Genomic DNA, 21333 nt, shown 5'->3' with positions numbered 1-21333 from the left:
CTACTTTTTACCGAAATATAGAAACGAGGCCTTTTGCTTTATTCCCCACGATACTACAACTCTCATTTCAGCATAAAGGATAGGGATATGTTAAAAGAATTAATTAACAATTTTGCGTTATTAACAAGCTTCTTATTCTTTGGAAATTTATTTTTCCGGAAATATGAGCGTTACCTAAAAAAACATGTATTCATTTATCGGGTAATGAACGGTTTAATGCTGGGTCTGTTTGGCATTCTGTTAATGATGACCGGTTTATGGATCCGTGGGCACTTTGTGGTCGATCTGCGCCAATTGGCGATTATCATTTCTGTTTATATGGGAGGATCGGTATCCGGTCTGCTGACTACCTTGATCATAAGCCTGTACCGTATTTACATCACAGGTGGTTGGACAGATGTTTCTCTGACTGCTACCGTCAATTGCTTCATGACACTGGGCATTTCACTTATCTTTATTCGAGAAAAAAGCCTAACACTCCGCAAGTGGATGTCGGCTGTGCTTGGAGCTGCTGTAGTGTCACTGTTATCTACTTTCTATGTGGTTAATCCTCCTGATAATGAATCTATGATAATAATCACAACCGTTAAGTTACTTGGCGGCCTGTTCACTTATTTTATGATGTCCCATATCAAAAAAACAGAACGAGCTGTTCATCTGCTGGAAGAAGCTGCAAATCGGGATCATTTAACCGGACTCTACAGTCCGCGTGCTTTCGATGCGCTATTCGAAGAGGTCTTTCATACTTCCAAGACTACAAAACAGCCCTTTGGACTCGTGATGCTGGATATTGACCACTTTAAAAATATTAATGATACGTATGGTCATTTGAACGGAGATACCGTCTTAAGCCAATTAGGAATGCTGTTAATCCGGGAATCTACAACGAGGGCGTACCCCTCCCGTAAAGGCGGAGAGGAATTTGCCATTCTGATTGGAAATTGCGATAGTCAGAAAGCAGCAAGCTTTGCCGAAAAGATTCGGAAAGCTGTGGAAAATGAACGTTTTCTTTTGAATGACGGAACCTCGATCTCTCTAACCGTATCCATTGGAGCAGGCAGTTCACCTGTCATTGCATCGAGGCACTTACTGGAAAAGTCAGATGAGGCATTATATGAAGCTAAGCGTTCAGGACGCAATCAGGTGAAACTGGCAAAACCATAAATATTAGTCGCTAAATGTCAGGAAAGCTGGATTATTGTTAATAAAAAGTGGTAAAATGGAAATAACATCGTTATCAAAAAAACTTCTGCCGCTAGTGGAGACATGCCTTACAATCGACATGGGGGGTGGGCTTTGTGAACCTCGAACAATTGGAAAAACTCATGGAAAAAGAACGCCGTGAACTGAATCGCATGGCTGACTTACACGGATTAAAAGATGAACGTGTATTGGACAAATCCTCCAGACTTGACCGTATTATGGACAAGTACCTTCACACCAAGCGTGCAATAAACCAAACACACTCATAGAAGCAAGCTACATCGCTGCCCCTCAGGGCAGCTTTTTTATGATGTAAGCAGTATTCGTCCTCCTTCGGTGCACCTCTGCATCGTACTCACCTTCTTGTTGACTGACTATTTTCCGCCATATTCCGTCCGCAACAATTGTTGTGTGAACGATATCCATTCTCTGGCGGCAAAGGACAGATAACGATCGTTCCGCCAGATCATCCCCAAATGCCAAGGTATGACGGGGTCCACCAATGGAAGAACACGCAAGCGCTCGGAATCCAGATCTCGGCATATAGCCTCCGGCAACAGTGCTACTCCCAGGTTTGCAGCAACCATTTCGCTAATCAGATCCCATTGTGAGCTTTCGTAGACTACACGCGGTTGAAAGCCAGCACGAACACATTCCGCAATGATACGGTCATGCAGCGTAAAATCCTCACGGAACAGTACAAACGCCTCCTCCGCCAACGCAGATAATGGTACCTCCTTGCACTCTGCCAGTGCATGCGTAGGATGAACGAGCAAATTCAGCTTTTCCTCCACAAACAGAAATGTCTCAAACATATCTCCAACCGCAGGCAGCACAATCACCCCGATATCCAATGCCCCGGCTTCTACGTCCTGTTCCACTTTCTTCGCTCCGTCCTCAAATAATTGAATAGTCACATCAGGATATGCCTTATGGAATTCTCCAATGACACGCGGAAAAAAGCTTGATCCGACCATAGGGGGCAGGCCAATACGGATATGTCCCTTTTTCAGGTTCATCAAATCACTCAGCTCCGAGGACAGGCTTTGAAAGGACTTTACAATCGCTTGTGCTTGAAGCTCAATTACCTTTCCCGCGTCCGTCAGTTCGATTCTTTTGCCAATTCGGTCGAACAAAGCGACCCCCAATTCATCTTCCAGACTTTTAATCGTCTTACTGATCGTCGGCTGGGTAATAAACATGCTCTGGGCTGCCTTTGTAAAGCTACGCAACCGCGCGACTTCTAAAAAGTATTGTAAATGTCGGATATCCAAAGCTACACCTTCTCCCATAGACAAACGGAATAGATTACATTCTTTATATGCATTTTACTCATGAAAGCTTGTGATGTAAAATTTCATTACAGTTTGAAAATAACCGATCTCAAAGATAGGAGCCATTATATATGAAAAGCTTCATACGCGGTGTCCTCCAGATCGCCGTCCTGATGGCCTTTTCGCTCATCCTGAACGCGGTAGTCTCTTGGCTCCACCTGCCTGTACCCGGTAGTATCATTGGTATGCTGATCCTTTTTATTCTGCTGCAAACCGGCTTAGTCCGGCTAAGCTGGATTGAAGTTGGCGCAAACTGGTTGCTGGCCGAGCTGCTATTATTCTTTATTCCCTCCGCTGTCGGCGTTATGAATTATTGGCCGATGCTGGAACACGATGGTATGAGCATTATGCTGGTCGTGTTGCTCGGCACCTTTCTGGTGATGGCCTGCACAGGTATGGTCGCTAGTCTGCTTGGTAAACGAAAGGAGCATAAATCATCATGACCGGTCTTCTATGTATTGTATTGACACTCGCTATTTACTGGATGGCCAAACGCATGTACCGCACACTACCCAAGGTGTATTTGTCTCCATTGCTCATTACACCTATTGTTATCATTTTGATTTTGACGCTGACGGGTGTGAACTACCGTTCTTATAATTCGGGCGCTCACTTGCTGTCCATGCTGCTACAGCCAGCTACGATTGCATTTGCTGTCCCTTTGTACCGATATTTCCCTGTGTTAAAAAAACACGCGACCCAAATCGTGCTTAGCGTGCTGTCTGGGTCTGTTGTAGCCGTGTTGTCCTCCATGGCGCTTGCTAAGTGGATGCACCTGAATTCTTCGCTGCTGAGCAGCCTGATTCCTCGCTCCATTACGACGCCCATTGCGATGAATGTATCGCAAACGATTGGCGGCAATCCGACGGTCACGGCTGTATTCGTTATTCTGACCGGATTGAGCGGTCTTATTATCGGTCCGATGATTGTAAAACTGTTCCGTATCGAAAATGAAGTCTCACGTGGGGTGCTGCTCGGTACCGGTGCTCATGGTACAGGCACTTCCAAAGCATTCGAGTTCAGTTCGCTGACGGGGACGATATCCAGCATCTCGATGGTGCTCGCCGCTCTCTTTACCTTGGCGGCTGCCCCGTTCCTGTTCCACTTGATGCTGTAAGCCATCTGTATACAAAGAAGCAGCGATTCTCTTGTTATGAAGAATCGCTGCTTCTTTGCTTTCAGTCCATGTCTCAAAGCAATGGATGGCTCAAGGATATATATCCCTCGCGGCCTCAAATAGCTTTAACGTCACCGGGTTTCACCTCTACCTCTACAGGCGTTACAGCTTCATACAGGTAAGCATCCAGCTCAGCCGTATATTGTCGTTCTTGCGCGGCGCTCCAGCCTGCATGTTCGGACATCAATGCAATGGCGGGCTGTTTCCAGCGCTTCACCTCGTCAATCTGGAAGAACAGAGCCCCAGTTCGGCGTATAAAAAAATCAGACGGTGTCACTGTCATTTCCTGTTCCATCGCATACAGGAGCGGGGCACGCACTTCCACAGGCAGCGCCGCTTCCTTCTCGGTAGCCTCCTTCATGCTCTGTGCCGCTATGGCAAACAATCGCTCTGTGTTGGAGCCATAGCGGGTAGCCCATGCTCTAGCTATATCCGGCGACAGGCCGAGCGCAACACCTGCTGCGGTTTGCTTACCTACGTACGCGTCCCAGCCCGCTGAGCCTCCTACGCTGCCACCCGAAATCGGGATATGTCTGGTGCGGCATGCCCGGAAGCTCTGCCCATGCAAGCGCCCCAGCTCCCGTACCGCACGATCCATGACGAGTTCGGACATTTTCCGGTAGCCCGTCAGCTTGCCGCCTGCAATCGTGATCAGACCTGAACGGGATTCCCAAATTTCGTCCTTGCGTGAAATTTCCGAAGGGCTTTTACCGTCTTCATAAATGAGCGGCCGTACCCCTGCCCAACTGGATTCTACATCCGTAACAGTCAGCTTTACATCCGGAAACATTCCGTTGATCGCTTGAAGCACATAGGCCCGATCTTCGGCGGTCATCCGGGGATGCGCCGTATCCCCCTCATACACCGTGTCGGTCGTACCTGCATAGGTTTTTCCATCACGTGGGATGACAAATACCATGCGTCCATCCGGTGTATCGAAGTACACTGCCTGTTTAAGCGGAAAGCGCTCAGCATCGAACACCAGGTGAATACCTTTCGTCAGGCGAAGCACCTTGCCCTCTTTGGAGCGATCCATTTCCCGTAACGTGTCTACCCATGGTCCGGCTGCATTAATAACCAGCGAAGCTCGAATTTCGTATGGTTTTCCCGTTACCCGGTCCGTTACGCTTGCACCGCTTATTCGTCCTTCGTCATACAGCAGCTTGTCAGCCTTGGCATAGTTCACCGCCAGCGCCCCTCGTGTAACAGCTTCCTTCATGACCTCAATCGTCAGGCGAGCGTCATCTGTGCGGTACTCTACATAGCTGCCGCTTCCCTTCAGTCCATCACGCTTCAGCAAAGGCTCGCGCTCTAGTGTAGCTTGGATGTCCAGCATGCGGCGGCGCTCACTACGCTTAACACCAGCAAGGAAATCATATACCAGCAGCCCGACAGAGGTGGTGAATGCGTTAAACGTGCCGCCCTTGTGAAAAGGAAGTAGCATACGCTCGGGTATGGTCACATGTGGACCATTTTCGAATACGATTGCCCGCTCCTTCCCGACCTCGGCTACCATCTTAACTTCAAACTGCTTCAAATAACGAAGACCACCATGCACTAGCTTGGTCGAGCGACTGGACGTACCCGCTGCGAAATCCTGCATCTCCACCAATGCTGTCTTCAAACCACGATCCGCCGCATCCAGCGCAATACCCGCCCCTGTAATGCCGCCGCCAATGATTAAAATATCAAAATGCTCATGTCCCATACGTTCCAAAACAGCGGTTCTCTCCTGCGCAGCAAATCCCTGTTCTCCCATCATTTATCCCTCCAGCTTTGTATATATTCACGATGCCATCTGCAAATGAATCATCATAAGGTACAAAAAAAGACCACGAACATCGCTGCGGCGGATGCCGAGCGGTTCATGGTCTCTCCAAGTCTCCTGACGAGTATTAACTTATCTATATCGTAGCACACACGGTACGCTATGAAAAGGGAAATCTGCCTGTTGCCAGATGGCTGCCTTCTATCGCATAACCGTCTCTACTTGAACGCCATTGCGGCATGAACTGCCTTTTTCCAACCACCATAAAGCTCAGTCCGCATGTCCTCACTCATGGACGGAGTAAAGGTATGATCACTCTGCGCATATCCCCGGACTTCATCCAGACTGCTCCAAAACCCAACTGCCAGCCCTGCTAAATACGCCGCACCGAGTGCAGTTGTCTCGTTCACAGCAGGTCGTTCTACAGGCAGATCGAGAATATCGCTCTGGAACTGCATCAGGAACTCGTTCATCACTGCACCTCCATCTACACGCAATGAGCGCACAGGTACACCCGAATCGCTCGCCATGGCAGTTAGGACATCTTTAGTCTGGTAGGCCAGCGATTCCAGTACCGCTCGTATAAAGTGCTCCTTGGTTGTTCCCCGCGTCAAACCAAATGTCGCGCCGCGCACGTCACTGTCCCAATACGGGCTGCCTAGACCTACAAAGGCCGGGACAAAATATACCCCTTCCGTCGAGGTCACACGCGCCGCATACGCTTCACTATCTGTGGCCTCGCGGAACATGCGCAGCCCGTCACGCAACCACTGAATAGCAGATCCCGCTACAAAAATGCTGCCCTCCAGCGCATACTTTACCTGACCATTCAGCCCCCATGCAATGGTCGTAATCAGTCCATGTTCCGAGTCACAGGGTTCATCTCCGGTATTCATCAGCATAAAGCATCCCGTACCGTATGTATTTTTAATCATGCCCTTGTCAAAGCATCCCTGACCGAACAGAGCTGCTTGCTGATCGCCCGCCGCTCCGGCAATAGGAATTTCCTGCCCAAAAAAGTGATAATCCACCGTATGCGCATATATCTCAGAAGATGATTTCACCTCTGGTAGCATAGACGCAGGAACGCCGAGAATATCCAGCAGCTCCTCATCCCATTTTAGCTCATAAATGTTGTACATGAGTGTGCGGGCCGCATTGGAGTAGTCCGTTACATGTGCTTTACCACCGGACAATCTCCAGATTAGCCAGGTATCAATCGTACCAAACAGCAAATCCCCGCGCTCCGCTTGAGCTCGTGCTCCTTCGACGTTGTCGAGTATCCATTTGACCTTAGTCCCAGAAAAGTAGGGATCAATGAGTAGTCCCGTTTTGCTATGAAAAATACGATCAAATCCACGGCTTTTCAATTCCTCGCAAATCCCGGCTGTTTGCCGTGACTGCCATACCAACGCATGATATACAGGCAGACCTGTATGTTTATCCCACACCACTACGGTTTCCCGTTGATTCGTAATACCAATCCCGGCAATTTGGCTGGCTTTCACACCTGATTCCGACAGGCAGGAGGCGATGACGGCCAAAATAGAGCTCCATATTTCATTTGCGTTTTGCTCTACCCACCCCGGCTGGGGAAAATACTGTGGGAACTCCCGTTGTGCCTTGTATACCACTTTTCCCTGCCGATCAAACAAGATGGCCCGCGAACTGGTTGTGCCCTGATCCAAGGCAAGAATGTATTGCTCCATCACTTCCCGATCTCCTTGCTTATAATGTTATGATGCCCACTTGATTCAAATAAAAGCTATTGCTTATAATGCTCGAACAGTTGTTTATTGGAGGTCGTAACTGCTGTGGCTCCCGCAGCCAACGCCGCTTCCACATCCTCTGGGGTGCGAATAAGTCCGCCCGCCAAAATGGGAATGCCCGTGCGTTCGCTGACTTCCTTAATCATAGGTGGAACAACACCGGGCAGCACCTCAATATAATCAGGTCGTGTTTTTTCCACCAGCGCGTAGCTTTTTTCCAGCGCAATCGTATCGAGCAGGAACACCCGCTGTACAGCAAGAATCCCTTTCTTTTTAGCGGTTGCAATCACCCCGGATCGGGTCGAAATAATCCCAAACGGCTTAATTTCCTGACACAAATATTCAGCCGCATACTCGTCATTCTTCAAGCCTTGCACCAGGTCGGCATGCAGAAGCATTTGCTTGCTGCGACTCCTAGCCATCTGGTACAGGTTGCGCAGCTGCGCTACATGCGTATCCAGAAAAACCGCATACTCATAAGAGCTGTCCAAAATACCCTCCAGCTGCTTCATATGCTTAGCTGCAGGTAAAATGCGTTGTCCCTGAAATGGCATGGATATCCCCCTTAAAGCTGAATGTCGGTCAAACTCGTTCAAATTTTATATTATCACTCTGTTCGACGAAGGTGAAGCGGTTTCATTGCAGATATGTATAAAGGCTGCCTTCCCTGCAATAGATGTCAGCAGGAAGAAGACAGCCTAATCGTTCAAAAAACTGGATCAAATCACACGACGGCACCCTTAAAATGCTCTATAGTGTACTAGCCTTCAAACCCTTGGCGCAGCCATGAGGTAGCGAGCGTGATCGCACCGCGCTTGGCTGCTGTTTCCGACAATGGATTCAGCATCACAAAGTCGTGGATGATGCCCTGAAAACGTGCAGCGGTCACATCTACCCCCGCTTCACGCAGCTTGTTCGCATAGGCCTCACCTTCATCGCGCAGCACATCGGCCTCGCCTGTAATGACCAGCGCACGCGGTAGCCCTTTGAGCTGTTCTGTGGTGGCACGTAACGGGGACGCCGTGATCTGCGCTCGTTCGTTGGGATCCGTCGTATATTGATCCCAAAACCATTGCATTCCTTCGCGGCTCAGGAAATATCCTGTGGCGAACTCCTGGTATGATTCCGTATCAAAGGAAGCGTCCGTCACCGGATAAAATAACAACTGCTGCCGGATGGAAGGACCACTGCGTTCTTTGGCCAGCAGCGTTACGGCCGCGGTCATGTTACCGCCGACACTGTCTCCGGCTATCGTCAGCGTATCGGGCTTCAATCCATGCTCGCGCCCATGCTGTGCCACCCATTGAACGACCGCGTAAATTTCCTCAATCGCCGTCGGATATTTAGCTTCAGGTGACAAGCTGTATTCCGGGAATACAACGGCTGCCTGTGAGCCGACTGCCAATTCACGAATCAGACGATCATGCGTATGGGCATTACCGAATACCCAGCCTGCTCCATGAATATATACAATGACCGGGAGATCGCTTGTCACCTGTTGTGGACGAACAATTCTGACCTTCACCTCACCGCCAGGCCCACCTGGAATAGACAGATCTTCTACATCTGCGGCGGGTTTGTCTGCTGGACCGGATTGAACCTCATTGACCGTTTCACGTCCTTTTTCAGGACCCAAATCATATAGAAACGGAGGCTTGGCATTATCATCTGCAAATTTCTGTGCTGCGGGTTCAAGCTGTACTTTTTTACTCATATCGTTTCACTCTTCCTTTCTTATCTGTGGTCTACATTTATCCAATATGGCTTAAGTTGGCTCATTCAGTTTCACCTTATATATTTAAACGAGTTCCTCTCTTTCCAATCGGAGGACTTTAGTTTGCCCAACAGAAGAGCTTGACTTTTATTTTATATTGTAACTATAATAGTTACATATTAAAGTTCGTAAATGTACCAGGTACACTTACGATCAAACTAATGAATCATCCAAATCATATTTATAGGAGGCTATCTATTATGAAAATTGCAGTTATTGGTGCAACCGGTAAAGCAGGAAGTAATATCGTAAAAGAAGCATTAGACAGAGGACATGAAGTAACCGCCATCGTCCGTGACTTGGCTAAAGTAACGGAAAGCCGTGCTACTGTAGTACAAAAAGACGTTTTTGATCTGAAAACAGATGATCTGAAAGGTTTTGACGTAGTCGTTAATGCTTTTGCCGCTCCACTCGGACAAGAGCATCTGCATGTCGATGCAGGTAACGTACTGATTGAAGCCCTGCGTAATGCATCCGGTACTCGCCTAATTGTCGTAGGTGGTGCAGGCAGCTTGTTCACTGATGAATCCCAAACACTTTTGGTAAAAGATACTCCTGGCTTCCCGGATTTCGTATACCCTACAGCAAATAACCAAGGAAAAAACCTGGAAATTCTGCGTGGTACCCGCGACCTGAATTGGACTTTCATTAGTCCTTCCGCTGAATTTGCACTGGGCAAACGTACAGGCTCTTACCAAGTGGGAAAAGACACTCTGTTGGTTAATTCCAAAGGTGCAAGCTATGTCAGCTATGAAGATTATGCAGTTGCCGTAGTGGACGAAATCGAAAAACCGCAACATCTAAACCAACGTTTCACAGTGGTGTCCGAGTCTTAATTTTTCTATTCTTGCAGCGTTTATAGCATAAAAGAGACCCTTCGCCCATTTTCTTATGCTGCATGGAAAGTCCGCTTTACTCTAAATCAGACTTTCCATGCACGCTATGAGAAGCTGAACCCGAAGGGTCTTTTTGTTATGACCTGTTGATACTCTCGTTATGACTTGTCAGTACTGACCTTCTTTTCTATATCGTGAGCGGAACTCTCCCTCTTATCGCTAAAACACAGCTTGAGAATCGGAGGCGAAGCCAAGGTCGTCAGAATGATGGCAATGATCACCGATGTAAAATATTGCTGTGCCAACAGACCCGTCTGTAGACCGGTAGCTGCAATAATAAGTGCAACCTCGCCGCGAGATATCATCCCGGAGCCGATCGCAAGGGCAGAACGGTTATCGAAGCCCGTCAGCCGCGCCCCGAGACCTCCCCCGATTAGCTTTGTCACCAGCGCAATCAGTGTCAAAACAACAACAAATCCGAGCTGCTGCCCTACTCCCTCAAAGGAAACATTTAATCCGATGCTGACAAAAAATACAGGAACAAAGATGGAATAAGCGATGGGCTCCACCTTTTCTTCTACGACGTGCTTAAAGCTGGTTTGTGCAATGGCAATCCCGGCCGCAAAAGCCCCGATAATACCTGCCATCCCCAACATATCCGCAAAATACGCAAACCCAAAGCAAATAATCAACGCAGTCGTGATGACTGCTTCAGTCACCTTGAGTGGAGCAAGTATTTTCATAATCCATGGAACAACGAACCAGCCACCCAGAATAGCTACCACGAAGAAAACTAGCTTTTTGCCAACAAGAAGCCCCAGCGAAGTTTCTCCACCCATACCGAATATACTCATTACTACCGCTAGTAGCACCACGACAAGCACATCATCCAGCACTGCCGCACCCAGAATAGTCGAGCCTTCCCGGGTATTCAGCTTATTCATATCCTTGAGTACCTGTACCGTAATGCTTACAGAGGTAGCACTCAGAATAATTCCTAGAAACCAGCCTTCATGCACCGAGAATCCAAAGGCTTCCCCTACACCAAAACCGCAAATTAGCGGTAAAATAATACCTCCAACCGCCACAGCTACGGCAGGCTTCCAGTTACGTCGAAGTTGATCCAGATCCGTCTCCAATCCAGCAATGAACATCAGCAGCAGCACGCCGATTTCAGACATATTATGAATCAACGAATCATTCTGAACCCATCCCAATACGGCTGGGCCCAGCACAATTCCTGCGATCAGCTTTCCCAGCACTGCTGGTTGACCGAGTCTGACAGACACATGACCCGCGACTTTTGTGAACAACAGAATCAGCAGAAGATATAGTATAAATTGCATAGGCTGATAACCTCCTTTGGTTTAATCCTTGAACTCATCTGCGCATAATTCACGATATTGAAGAAAACTGATAATCATAAAGTGTAAAACAAACGTGCAAAATATGTGTCTGACCTTAACGGACAACTCGCAAAATAAAAAGGGGAACCCGAGATACAGCACAGGTTCCCCTAAAAAAGACATAAAGGAGCCTTGGTGACAGGCTCCTCCGGTAATTCATATATTCATTTGATGTTGTCGGTCATACTTGCGCAAACAAGCAACTTTATCCTTTAATTATATCTCTTCTGTAAACCCGTGTAAACGTGTTGAATTAACTTTCTGCTTTTTTCACATAGCGGTCGCGGTATTCGTGGTCCAGCATACTCATCAGAATCGAATCATGGTATTCATGATTGTAGAATAAAGCATCCCGTTGTACACCTTCACGCTGAAAGCCTACTTTTTCATAGCAACGAATGGCACGTTCATTAAAATCAAATACATTCAGCTCAATCCGATGCAGATTACAGATACCAAATCCGTAACCCAGCATGAGTACAAGCGCTTCGGTGCCGTAGCCTTTCCCCTGATTTCCCTGCTCATTGATTGCAATACGGATGTTGGCGCTGCGGTTCAAGCTGTCCATATCCTGCAGGGCTATATCCCCAATGACACGATCATCTTCGCGAAGCGCAATCAACAGAAGCAGGCTTGAGGCATCCTGTCCTTTAGCTTCAATATAACGGGCAATTTGATCCTTGGTAAAGCTGCGTTGTGTGCCTGTCAGCCGCCGCACATCCTGATCGAACAATGTATTATAGTATAGCTCGGTGTCCTCTACGTTAACGGGACGCAAGTATACCCGTGATCCTTCAAGTAACCGTGCCACAGGCTCTGAGGATGAAGTTTGTTGAGTCATCATGATCTCTCCCATGCTAAAAATATAAATGACGAAAATCAAAGCAAATTATTGCGCAAGATCGACTACGCAAGGTCTGCATTTTGCTCCGTAGTCAGGCTAGAATCGGCGAGGGACTCGCGCCAAATTACAGATTGAAGCAACAGTCCCGTCAAACCCAGGATTCCAACAGTCATTCCGATCCAGACAAAAGCCGTGCCCGCCCCTGCTATTCGGATCAATACTCCTCCGGCAAGCGGTGAAACGACCATGATTGCTCCAATCACGGTACTTTGGATACCAAAGACGCGTCCTACCATATCAGCAGGGGTTTTGGCTTGTAATATATAGTTCTGGGTGATAATGTACAGGCCGTTGCCCACGCCCAGCACGGCCCCGATCATAAGCAGTACGGGCAATCCAGTTCCAGGTTGCGCCCAGCCTAAAGCAGCAATAGCTCCGCCAACCAGCACATATCCACCACCGAGCCCCCAGCCTGCGCTTATGCGATTCAAGCGATTAAGCACAAGCATGCAGCCGACGGCGCCAGCCCCAATGGCTGAAACCAGCCAGCCAAGCAGCGATTCATTACCTGGAGCGAGCACTCGCAGCAATGTAGGGAACTGGTAGTCGATCATGAGAATGGCGATTAAGCCGAAAAGTCCGAATATGAGCGTATGCAAAAGCATTCGACTGCGCCATAAGAACGCCCAGCCCTCACGCCATTGGTTGAAAAAACGAGATGCGCGGACATGCTCCTCCCGCATCTTAGCTTCATCAGCCTCAGGCGCTGTATGCGCAGCCGACTTTCCTTGCTGCTCGGCTGCAACAGCTTGTTGGTCTGCGCTGACCAGCGCCGGACCGATTCCGCGCAGCGGCCACAGCAGCAGGCCGGAACAGAGACGCAGCAATGCATTGAGAATAATGCATGCCTGGGGGGACAACACAGTCAAGGTCATAGCACCCAGTAATGGCCCTGCCACTTTGGAGGCCTGATTGACCAACCCATTCAGCGAGGTTGCCCGAAATAGGTCGTCGCTGGCGACTACCGTGCGAGTCAAGCCTTGCTGTGAAGGCATTTGGAATACGCCAGCGGCCGCGCGCAGACCGAGCAAAGGCAGCAGCCACACCGGACCCGGGACGGCGAGAATTGCTAGCGTCAATAAGGCAATAGCTGCATCGCATACGATCATCAGCCTGGCCTTGTGTACCCGGTCGGCTAACGTGCCCGCGATGGAACCCAGCAGCAGACCCGGTAGGGCCATCACTACCGGAATCAGTGCAATCATCATAGGGTCGGCTTCCCAGCGATAGGCAACAAGCACCTGAATGGCGATAGCATCAAACCAATCGCCAAAGGAAGCAGCCGTGTGCGCCGCAAACATCCGCCGAAAACGGCCATTGCGCCAAATGCTAGGCGTGGATTGCAGTTCTTTCTTTTCCTTCATTATCTACTCACCCTGCTCTCATTTTCAGCTTCTTTAGCAATAAGAACATTCTAGCGGGTCTATATCAGAGGAAAATCAGACAGCTAAAAACATCAGACGACAGAAAGTGTTTGTTCCAACCAGCGCCTTAGCGCTGGACGATGCAGTGTTAAACTGTTATCCCGGTCAAGCCGATCATATTGAGCCGCATATTTCTCTTCCAGCATGGGATAGGAGCCGCAAAGCTTCAAAAAACTGCGGATTTGGCAGATCGCTTTGATTTTTAGCAATTCCTGTTTAGCCATATCAAGGGTGTCCAGTCCTTCATCCATGAGCCGCTCGGCGTTGCCCACATCTCCAGTACGTAAAAGCATAAGTCCGCGCATCATGCGATAACGGCCCAGTTCGCGTAAATACGGAGCCTCCGACAGCATGCCTTCCAGACGATCAGACAGTTTCGCAGCCTTTTCCATATGATTGGAAGCCAGATGCATGTACATCTCCATCAGTGCAACAGGCATCACAAATTTATTGAGATCATCCCGCTCCATGACCCTCAAGGTCAGTGGTAGACCTTCCTGTGCGCGTTCAGGTTTTCCATTTTCCACATAAGCCTCCAGGATGTTGAGAATGCGTAATTCCCGTTCCTGATCACTGGACAGCAGCCTGCTGGAAAGCGCACACTCACATAGAGCAAGCCCCTCATCCGTCACCCCTGCTGTGCACATATATAGCAGCAGCATCCAATACAGTCGGTCTGCGCGTGTAAAGTCCTCCCGCTCCAAGAACCAGGACATATCCGCCTGTACAAAACGGGTATACATTTGATAAAAGACAGACAATTCAAAACCCATCTGCTCCTGCTGGGCAGCCAACGCTACGATGGAGTTCCCCTGCCCCAACAGCTGGTATTTCCGGAATAGTCCATGTACGGCGTCCTGCACCTCCTGATCGTGCAAGGACGGATGATTCTGTGGCTGCACGTCAGTCAAGGTCAAGCTGTAGCCATACCCTCTGACCGTATGAATACGGAGCACATCCCATGATTTAAGTTTTTTGCGCAATCTGTAGATATGATCATCCACCGTACGCTCCACCGGATACTCCAGCGGCCACACACGATCCAGCAGTTGTTCCCGGGTGAACACCTGATTCCGGTTATCGTACAGAAAGCGCAACAGCGCAAACTCTTTAGCCAACAACATAACACGATCTGCATTACAGATCACACTGTAACCGTCTGCATCAAATTGCAGTCTGATCATCCACCTCGCCTCCGACATATCGTTTCTTGGCTGCACCTAGCCCTATAAACATAAGCAGAACACTCAGGCACAAGAGCAGCAGCAGCGGAATTGTCCAGCCTTGTGTCGCATCATGCAAATAACCGAACAGTGTCGGCCCGGTCGCTGCTAGCAAATAACCAAAGGATTGCGCCATACCAGACAGCTCTGCTGCCTGCTGCGGTGTCCGCGTCCGCAAATTAAAGAACATCATCACTAACGGGAAAGCAAAACCACCCGCTATACCGATACAAATGACCCAAATCACACTCCACTGTGTAGCTCCAAGCAGAAATCCACCCAGACCGATAAAATACAGCGCAGCCATAATCAGAACCAATACCCGCTGATCCTTCACCCGTGCCGCCCAAATAGGCACAATAAAGGTAAATGGCATTTGCGAAAACTGCAGCACAGATAGCATCCATCCCGCAGTCTCTGAATCCATTCCCTGTCCGCTCATCATTTCTGGAAACCAGGCGGCAGGAACATAGAACAGAGCAGATTGCAGCCCCATAAACAGCGTCACCTTCCAAGCCAAAGACGATGTATATACATTCACGGTTCGGGCAGACACTGCAGCTTTATTGGCTGTTTTGCGTGCCTTAAGGAGCTGGGGCACCCAGAGTAAAATACCTACGACACCCACAATCGCCCATATTCCCAAAGCACCTCGCCAGCCCATACCTCCATTTATAGCCAGCGGTATACTCAGGCCAGATGCGGTTGCTGCGACCACATTCATGGATACTGAGTATACGCCGGTCATTAGTCCGCTGTTGCGAGGAAACTCCTCTTTGATCAGACTGGGCAGTAACACATTACACACGGCAATAGCCAGTCCCAACATGGCGGTCCCGACAAATAATGCGGTCACCCCCAGCGTTGAGCGCACCACAATACCTGCGGTCAACAACAGCAAGGCTGCAAAAATAACAAGAGACGACCCGAAGCGGCGCGACAGTTTGGCTACAAAAGGCGACAACAGGGCAAAAGCCAGCAGCGGCAATGTCGTTAATAGGCCACTCAGTGTATTCGAAATATGCAAAGAATCCTTAATCAAACCGATAAGAGGTCCTACCGAGGTAATCGAGGCGCGCAGATTGGCACCTACCAGAATGATCCCTACGGCAAGCACCCAAGGACCGGCATGCCACAAAGATTTGTATACCAAAGCTCGTTGGTGTTGCTGTGAACTCATCTCTCCATTCTCCAATCCATCTGTATTATGCTCAAAGGCTCCAACCAAGTGTACGGCTGGAGCCTAGCAATTTTTATTTCATTAAATTATAAAGGCATTCGTGCCATATGCATAGGACGGATCGACACAGCGCCCCAAGTCTTCAAGTTCACCATATAGCTTCATTGAAAAAATAAAAGCTGCCTGAAAGGATAGTTTCCTTTGGAGGCAGCTTTCAGTTCATAAACTTCGATGCGACCAGCGCTGCTTAACGTACCAACCAGCCGCCGTCCACCGCCAAGATATGACCGTTCATGTAGTCGGAACCCTGACTGGCGAGGAAAACCACAACTCCCATCAAATCAGACGGATCGCCCCAACGACCCGCAGGAATACGCGACAAGATTTCTTGATTGCGACTTTCATCCGCACGGATTGGAGCCGTGTTTGCCGTAGCAATATACCCCGGCGCAATGGCATTAATCTGAACGTTATGAACTGCCAGCTCGTTCGCAAATGCCTTGGTCAAACCAGCTACCGCATGCTTGCTCGCTGTATACGGCGGAACGAATTTGCCACCCTGAAAAGCAAGCATAGAAGCGACATTGATAATCTTCCCGCTTTTTTGCTCTACCATCACCTTTGCCACTCCCTGGCTCAGATGATATACGGCATTCAGGTTGATCTCCATGACAGCGTCCCAATCCTCATCTTTATACTCGAGCAGAGGGGCGCGTCGAATCGTACCTGCATTGTTTACAAGGATATCAATTTTACCGAATTCATTGACGCATTCTTCTACAATTTTTTTAATGGATTCTTTTTGCGTCAGATCCGCCTCATGAAAGACAACCTTCACACCTGTAGGTTCGAGCAGACGTTTTGTTTCTTCATAATCATCATTGTTAGCTACAATGAACAGGTCTGCACCCGCTTTGGCCAAAGCTACGGAATACCCTTGACCCAAACCACTGTTGCCTCCTGTTACAATTGCCGTTTTACCTTTCAGACTGAAAAAATCCAATGAAAAATTGTCCAGACCCATGCCTACGCCTCCATCACAAATTAGTATAAAAACCTATATTTCCTGAAGCCTACAGCGCTGCGCGTACTTCCTTATATTTAGCTACATAACGTGCTGCATTTTCTGTGATCAAGTCGTAGCGACCCTCTTTGGCTGGAGCCGTCAAATTACCCCCAATTCCCACGGCTACACATCCGTTACGCAGCCAGGTTTCCATATTGTCCAGATCAACGCCACCGGTTGGCATAATCTGTACATGAGGCATTGGACCTCTGACGGCCTTAACAAAGTCCGCCCCCATCGCACTTCCTGGGAACAACTTCACGACATCACTACCCAATTTCATGGCTTCCTTGATCTCATTTAGCGTCATACAGCCGGGCATATAAGGAATCGCATACAAGTTGCACAGCTTCGCTGTTTCTTCTTCAAAAGAAGGACTCACGACAAACTCTGCTCCGGCCAGAATAGCAATTCTCGCCGTCAGTGACTCCAATACCGTTCCTGCACCAATCACTGCCCGATCTTTAAATTCGTCTCTCAATCTTCGAATGACCTGATCCGCATCCGGCGTCGTAAATGTAAGCTCAATATTATCCAAGCCGCCTTCAATGCAGGCTTTAGACATTAGATATGCTTCCTCCGCCGTGTTTCCCCGAATGACTGCGACGACACCTACTGAAGTGATATGTTCCAAAACTTTCTTTTTCGTCATGTTCCTGATCCTTTCCACGAATGGGATGATCATGTACCCTCAGCCGCTTGCAGGTCTACGCTCCAACACACTGATCGGATTAACGCAACTCGCTCATGGCAACCTGATCCATGTCTTTGTATGTTTTATTTTCACCGGCCATGCCCCAAATGAAGGTATAGCTGCCCGTAGCCGCACCGCAGTGGATAGACCAAGGTGGAGAAATAACGGCTTCATCATTCTTCATCACCAGATGGCGCGTTTCGTTCGGTTCACCCATCAGGTGGAACATTCTCGCATTCTCATCCAGTTCAAAGTAGAAATACACTTCCATACGACGGTCATGAACATGTGTCGGCATGGAGTTCCACACACTGCCGTTCTCCAACGTCGTCATCCCCATAACCAATTGGCAACTTTGAATGCCTTCATCATGGATAAAGCGACGCAACGTACGGTTGTTGGCTGTTTCCTGCGAACCCAGACTTTCGGACGGTACATCGGCAAAAGACTGCTTTGTCGTCGGATATGTGGTATGAGCCAGGGCCGAAACGATATAAAATTTTGCAGGCTTTTCACTGGAATCGCTTTCAAAGATCAACTCCTTACCACCTTTACCTACGTAGAGACAGTCTTTTGTGGCCAGCTCGTAAGTTTCACCGTCCACCTTGACCGTACCGCTGCCCCCGACATTAAAAATACCCAGTTCGCGGCGCTCCAGGAAAGTTTCCGCTTTGATTTGATCGTTACCTTCCAGTGCAACAGATTTATTCACGGGATAAATGCCCCCGATAATGACACGATCTTCATGCGTATAGACCAGCTTTACCTCCTCAGGTACAAACAGTTCCTGGATCAGATAGTGCTGACGCAACTCTTCAGTCGTAAAATGCTTGGCATGTTCGGGATGAGTTGAATAACGCATTTCCATAAAAACATTCCTCCTGTTTAGATAAACTTTTTTATCAACGGAATTGTTATAAAAGCGGTTTCTAACTCTACTTCTTAGCTAGAATTGTAATAATTATCTAAGAGGGTGTCAACCCAAAACTTCACTAATCCTAGAAAAACCCTTAATACACACGAAGTTTTACACGATTTTCACATTTTGATAAACAAAATCGAATTTTTTTATCTATATTACCCAAAAAGTTTTTAACAGATATATCAACTTCATCATTGTGAAAAACCGATTTATGTGATAATTTCAATTTATTCAGTTGGTGCATGCGCTTACAGATTAAGTTTACTAAACATAAGGAGGAATACAAATGACCGCAACATTGGATGCTGTTACCTTCGGAGAACCGATGGCCATGTTTTATGCCAATGAAGCAGGCTCTCTGGATGAGGTGCGTTCATTCACCAAAGCGTTGGCCGGGGCAGAGACGAATGTTTCAGCCGGTTTGGCGCGTTTAGGTCTACGGGCGGGACTCGTGACCAAACTCGGCGAGGATGCGTTCGGCAAGTTCATTGCCAGTGCGCTACGTCAAGAAGGGATCGACACCCAGAACGTCATGTTTACCAAAGACCACTCTACCGGCATGCTGATTAAATCCAAAGTTACAAGTGGGGACCCAGAGGTGGAATACTTTCGCAAACATTCCGCCGCCTCCACACTAAGCATCGCTGATTTTAACGAGGCTTACTTTTCCGGAGCTCGCCATCTGCATTTTACAGGTATTTCTGTCGCCCTCTCCCCTGAGTGCCGTGATTTCGCACGACATGCGCGGCAATTTATGAAAAAGGCTGGCAAAACCGTATCCTTTGATCCGAACCTCAGACCCAAATTATGGCCTGACACGCAAACGATGGTGGAGGCGATTAACGAAGCATCTGAGGGGTGCGACTGGCTTCTACCCGGCATTCATGAAGGTAAAATATTGACAGGCTACACCTCACCGGAGGATATCGCTTCCTTCTATCTTGACCGAGGTACCTCGCTGGTCATCATCAAGTTGGGAACCGAAGGTGCATATTACAAATCCGCAGATGCTGAGGGATACGTCAAACGCTTCCGCGTAGAGCATGTTGTTGATACCGTAGGCGCGGGTGACGGATTTGCCGCAGGTGTTATCAGCGCGCTACTGGAGGGCTTGCCCCTGGCAGAGGCCGTCAAACGCGGTAATGCCCTTGGCGCACTGGCTGTCATGTCAGCTGGAGATATGGACGGCTATCCGACACGAGCCGAGCTGGAATCCTTTTTGCTCAGCGCCAGCACGAATTAATCCGGTTTTATTCCCCGCATAGCCTTCACCGCTATTAGCGCAAGCTCAACAAGGCCGAATCCAAAGTCAGCCTTAACTTCCAATAGCCCGTATTCGCGTTTGTACGATCTGAGCAGCATACGCATACTCAGATCGTACAAAGGAATACGGGCTATTTTTATAATACATGACACATTGCTCGTCTACAGCGTTTTGACGGATTCTCCCCGATTAATATCCGGTACAAATCGGTAGATAATCGGAACCGATTCGCCGCCCTCCTCAATGCTGGACAGCAGCGTCTTTGCCGCTTGCTTCCCCATATCCGCAATCGGTTGTGTAATAGTCGTAATCGGCGGATTGTAAATATGGGCAAACTCCGCATCGTCAATCCCGATAATAGACAACTCCACCGGAATGCGTATACGACGGGCATTCACATATTTCAGCGCTTCTGCTAGCACAATATCATTCCCGGCCAACAGCGCAGTCGGCGGCTCTGGCAGCTGGAACAACTCCTTCAGTGTCTGCTGGATTTCTTCTCTCGGCACACTGCGCATATACTCTTCTCGAAATGGCAAGCCATGCTCCTCCAGCGCCTTTTTGTATCCGCTGAGCCGCTCCACCCGTGGAGTAATCCGATTCAAGCCAAGGGGCAAAGTAATCAGCGCAATTCGCTCATGTTTGTGAGCCACAAGTTCCTGAATCGCCAGCTTAATCGCCATTTCGTTATCCAGCAGCAGGCTGCGCGTATTCACCCCGTCTACCAAACGGTCCAAAAACACTAACGGATACTTTTCACGAATGAGCTGGTTGTAAATATCTGCATGCTTGCCTGTCGGGAAGATGATCAGGCCGTCCACCTGCCGAGCCTTGAGCATCTCAATATATTGGCCCTCCTTGTCCGGGTTTTCATCGGCGTTGCAAATGATCACCTGAATGCCAAAACGCTGCAATTCCTCCTCAATCGCACGGATGGACTGGATCGAAAGGGTATAGTCAATGTTGGCTACAATGACCCCGACCATAAACGTCCGGTTTTGCTTCAAGCTGCGGGCCAGCCCGTTAGGCTGATAGTTCAGCTCTTGAATAACCTCGGCAATCCGGTCTCTGGTCTGGTCGCTCATATATTTATATCGTTTGTTCAGAAATTGCGAGACAGTGCTTTTAGACACTCCTGCCTTCTGGGCAACATTCTCAATCGTCGGCTTCTTCATCGGTACACTCCTTGTCTTTCATGTACTGCGTTAGTGCAACAAAAGTATATCTTTTTTTTAGTAAATTTACCATACTTCTATTTATGAATGCCATTATGATATAAGTCGAACTTCAAAGTTGCCTATCGTGCCACCGTGTAGAAGTATGGTTCTCCAGCAGCAAAAAGAGGCAGCTCAAGATGTTCTCTTGAACTGCCTCCACGTAACCATAAAT

General features: G+C 48.5%; 20 protein-coding genes. 6 read left to right on the top strand and 14 right to left on the bottom strand.

What is annotated here, in order from left to right:
• Window positions 1–87 precede the first annotated feature (87 nt).
• Window positions 88–1164 (top strand): GGDEF domain-containing protein, encoded by a 1077-nt coding sequence (locus MKX59_RS02100; RefSeq protein ID WP_023990852.1) that lies wholly within the window; start codon window positions 88–90, stop codon window positions 1162–1164.
• Window positions 1165–1298: 134 nt separating this feature from the next.
• Window positions 1299–1472 (top strand): aspartyl-phosphate phosphatase Spo0E family protein, encoded by a 174-nt coding sequence (locus MKX59_RS02095; protein ID WP_013312483.1) that lies wholly within the window; start codon window positions 1299–1301, stop codon window positions 1470–1472.
• Window positions 1473–1577: 105 nt separating this feature from the next.
• On the opposite strand, the gene cidR is transcribed toward MKX59_RS02095, so the two are convergent.
• Entirely contained in the window at window positions 1578–2477 is a 900-nt protein-coding gene (gene cidR, locus MKX59_RS02090; protein WP_023990853.1) for a cidABC operon transcriptional activator CidR, read from the bottom strand.
• Between the two features lie 131 nt (window positions 2478–2608).
• On the opposite strand from cidR, the gene MKX59_RS02085 reads away from it, so the two are divergent.
• Together MKX59_RS02085 and MKX59_RS02080 are read left to right on the top strand one after the other, a co-directional pair.
• Window positions 2609–2980 (top strand): CidA/LrgA family protein, encoded by a 372-nt coding sequence (locus tag MKX59_RS02085; RefSeq protein WP_013312485.1) that lies wholly within the window; start codon window positions 2609–2611, stop codon window positions 2978–2980.
• Entirely contained in the window at window positions 2977–3654 is a 678-nt protein-coding gene (locus tag MKX59_RS02080; protein WP_013312486.1) for a CidB/LrgB family autolysis modulator, read from the top strand. The genes MKX59_RS02085 and MKX59_RS02080 overlap by 4 nt, the downstream gene beginning before the upstream one ends.
• Window positions 3655–3769: 115 nt before the next feature.
• Here MKX59_RS02080 and MKX59_RS02075 read toward each other — a convergent pair whose 3' ends face one another.
• From MKX59_RS02075 to MKX59_RS02060, 4 genes are all read right to left on the bottom strand, one after another.
• Window positions 3770–5473, bottom strand: coding sequence for a glycerol-3-phosphate dehydrogenase/oxidase (locus tag MKX59_RS02075; RefSeq protein WP_034095117.1), 1704 nt, complete (start codon window positions 5471–5473; stop codon window positions 3770–3772).
• 227 nt (window positions 5474–5700) lie between these two features.
• A complete protein-coding gene (glpK, locus tag MKX59_RS02070) occupies window positions 5701–7191 on the bottom strand; it encodes a glycerol kinase GlpK (protein WP_068939037.1) in 1491 nt (496 codons plus the stop codon).
• 56 nt (window positions 7192–7247) lie between these two features.
• Window positions 7248–7805: a glycerol-3-phosphate responsive antiterminator gene (locus tag MKX59_RS02065; protein WP_023990856.1), complete on the bottom strand. Its 558-nt coding sequence runs from the start codon at window positions 7803–7805 to the stop codon at window positions 7248–7250.
• A 206-nt stretch (window positions 7806–8011) separates the two neighbouring features.
• Window positions 8012–8965: an alpha/beta hydrolase gene (locus MKX59_RS02060; protein ID WP_160788415.1), complete on the bottom strand. Its 954-nt coding sequence runs from the start codon at window positions 8963–8965 to the stop codon at window positions 8012–8014.
• A gap of 260 nt (window positions 8966–9225) precedes the next feature.
• On the opposite strand from MKX59_RS02060, the gene MKX59_RS02055 reads away from it, so the two are divergent.
• Window positions 9226–9861 carry an NAD(P)-dependent oxidoreductase gene (locus MKX59_RS02055; RefSeq protein WP_160788416.1) on the top strand — a complete coding sequence of 212 codons (636 nt, stop codon included), beginning with the start codon at window positions 9226–9228 and terminating at the stop codon, window positions 9859–9861.
• A gap of 158 nt (window positions 9862–10019) precedes the next feature.
• Here the strand turns inward: MKX59_RS02055 and MKX59_RS02050 are convergent, their stop codons facing one another.
• The 8 genes from MKX59_RS02050 to kduI all read right to left on the bottom strand — a co-directional run bounded on the left by MKX59_RS02050 (window position 10020) and on the right by kduI (window position 18626).
• Window positions 10020–11207 (bottom strand): cation:proton antiporter, encoded by a 1188-nt coding sequence (locus MKX59_RS02050; protein WP_068939041.1) that lies wholly within the window; start codon window positions 11205–11207, stop codon window positions 10020–10022.
• Window positions 11208–11520: 313 nt separating this feature from the next.
• Window positions 11521–12111, bottom strand: a complete 591-nt coding sequence (locus MKX59_RS02045; protein ID WP_071558084.1) for a GNAT family N-acetyltransferase — start codon at window positions 12109–12111, stop codon at window positions 11521–11523.
• Window positions 12112–12173: 62 nt separating this feature from the next.
• On the bottom strand, window positions 12174–13535 hold the full coding sequence (locus MKX59_RS02040) for an MFS transporter (protein ID WP_160788417.1): 1362 nt from the start codon (window positions 13533–13535) through the stop codon (window positions 12174–12176).
• Window positions 13536–13627: 92 nt separating this feature from the next.
• Entirely contained in the window at window positions 13628–14779 is a 1152-nt protein-coding gene (locus tag MKX59_RS02035) for a winged helix-turn-helix domain-containing protein (RefSeq protein ID WP_340857492.1), read from the bottom strand.
• Window positions 14760–15998, bottom strand: coding sequence for a CynX/NimT family MFS transporter (locus MKX59_RS02030; RefSeq protein ID WP_071558082.1), 1239 nt, complete (start codon window positions 15996–15998; stop codon window positions 14760–14762). Before MKX59_RS02030 ends, MKX59_RS02035 begins: the two co-directional genes overlap by 20 nt.
• A gap of 247 nt (window positions 15999–16245) precedes the next feature.
• Window positions 16246–17022 (bottom strand): 2-dehydro-3-deoxy-D-gluconate 5-dehydrogenase KduD, encoded by a 777-nt coding sequence (gene kduD / locus MKX59_RS02025; protein WP_071558081.1) that lies wholly within the window; start codon window positions 17020–17022, stop codon window positions 16246–16248.
• A gap of 49 nt (window positions 17023–17071) precedes the next feature.
• Window positions 17072–17716: a bifunctional 2-keto-4-hydroxyglutarate aldolase/2-keto-3-deoxy-6-phosphogluconate aldolase gene (locus MKX59_RS02020; protein ID WP_025683172.1), complete on the bottom strand. Its 645-nt coding sequence runs from the start codon at window positions 17714–17716 to the stop codon at window positions 17072–17074.
• Between the two features lie 79 nt (window positions 17717–17795).
• A complete protein-coding gene (gene kduI, locus MKX59_RS02015; protein WP_023990866.1) occupies window positions 17796–18626 on the bottom strand; it encodes a 5-dehydro-4-deoxy-D-glucuronate isomerase in 831 nt (276 codons plus the stop codon).
• Between the two features lie 340 nt (window positions 18627–18966).
• Here kduI and MKX59_RS02010 point away from each other — a divergent pair, with 340 nt between their 5' ends.
• Window positions 18967–19923 (top strand): sugar kinase, encoded by a 957-nt coding sequence (locus MKX59_RS02010; protein WP_028540799.1) that lies wholly within the window; start codon window positions 18967–18969, stop codon window positions 19921–19923.
• A 182-nt stretch (window positions 19924–20105) separates the two neighbouring features.
• On the opposite strand, the gene MKX59_RS02005 is transcribed toward MKX59_RS02010, so the two are convergent.
• Window positions 20106–21119, bottom strand: coding sequence for a LacI family DNA-binding transcriptional regulator (locus tag MKX59_RS02005; RefSeq protein ID WP_068939051.1), 1014 nt, complete (start codon window positions 21117–21119; stop codon window positions 20106–20108).
• Window positions 21120–21333 lie beyond the last annotated feature (214 nt).

The sequence above is a fragment of the Paenibacillus sp. FSL R7-0340 genome (assembly GCF_038002205.1).
Classification (GTDB): Bacteria; Bacillota; Bacilli; order Paenibacillales; family Paenibacillaceae; genus Paenibacillus; species Paenibacillus polymyxa_B.
This window is presented reverse-complemented; position numbering and strand designations above follow the sequence as displayed.

Excerpts from the sequence above, each read along its gene's own strand:
- glpK (WP_068939037.1), bottom strand. The coding sequence starts at position 7,191 with ATGGAGCAATACATTCTTGCCTTGGATCAGGGCACAACCAGTTCGCGG.
- MKX59_RS02075 (WP_034095117.1), bottom strand. The coding sequence starts at position 5,473 with ATGGGAGAACAGGGATTTGCTGCGCAGGAGAGAACCGCTGTTTTGGAA.
- MKX59_RS02045 (WP_071558084.1), bottom strand. The coding sequence starts at position 12,111 with ATGATGACTCAACAAACTTCATCCTCAGAGCCTGTGGCACGGTTACTT.
- MKX59_RS02055 (WP_160788416.1), top strand. The coding sequence starts at position 9,226 with ATGAAAATTGCAGTTATTGGTGCAACCGGTAAAGCAGGAAGTAATATC.
- MKX59_RS02035 (WP_340857492.1), bottom strand. The coding sequence starts at position 14,779 with ATGATCAGACTGCAATTTGATGCAGACGGTTACAGTGTGATCTGTAAT.
- MKX59_RS02100 (WP_023990852.1), top strand. The coding sequence starts at position 88 with ATGTTAAAAGAATTAATTAACAATTTTGCGTTATTAACAAGCTTCTTA.
- MKX59_RS02060 (WP_160788415.1), bottom strand. The coding sequence starts at position 8,965 with ATGAGTAAAAAAGTACAGCTTGAACCCGCAGCACAGAAATTTGCAGAT.
- MKX59_RS02020 (WP_025683172.1), bottom strand. The coding sequence starts at position 17,716 with ATGACGAAAAAGAAAGTTTTGGAACATATCACTTCAGTAGGTGTCGTC.
- MKX59_RS02010 (WP_028540799.1), top strand. The coding sequence starts at position 18,967 with ATGACCGCAACATTGGATGCTGTTACCTTCGGAGAACCGATGGCCATG.
- MKX59_RS02080 (WP_013312486.1), top strand. The coding sequence starts at position 2,977 with ATGACCGGTCTTCTATGTATTGTATTGACACTCGCTATTTACTGGATG.
- MKX59_RS02030 (WP_071558082.1), bottom strand. The coding sequence starts at position 15,998 with ATGAGTTCACAGCAACACCAACGAGCTTTGGTATACAAATCTTTGTGG.
- kduD (WP_071558081.1), bottom strand. The coding sequence starts at position 17,022 with ATGGGTCTGGACAATTTTTCATTGGATTTTTTCAGTCTGAAAGGTAAA.
- MKX59_RS02005 (WP_068939051.1), bottom strand. The coding sequence starts at position 21,119 with ATGAAGAAGCCGACGATTGAGAATGTTGCCCAGAAGGCAGGAGTGTCT.
- MKX59_RS02050 (WP_068939041.1), bottom strand. The coding sequence starts at position 11,207 with ATGCAATTTATACTATATCTTCTGCTGATTCTGTTGTTCACAAAAGTC.
- MKX59_RS02085 (WP_013312485.1), top strand. The coding sequence starts at position 2,609 with ATGAAAAGCTTCATACGCGGTGTCCTCCAGATCGCCGTCCTGATGGCC.
- MKX59_RS02065 (WP_023990856.1), bottom strand. The coding sequence starts at position 7,805 with ATGCCATTTCAGGGACAACGCATTTTACCTGCAGCTAAGCATATGAAG.
- kduI (WP_023990866.1), bottom strand. The coding sequence starts at position 18,626 with ATGGAAATGCGTTATTCAACTCATCCCGAACATGCCAAGCATTTTACG.
- MKX59_RS02040 (WP_160788417.1), bottom strand. The coding sequence starts at position 13,535 with ATGAAGGAAAAGAAAGAACTGCAATCCACGCCTAGCATTTGGCGCAAT.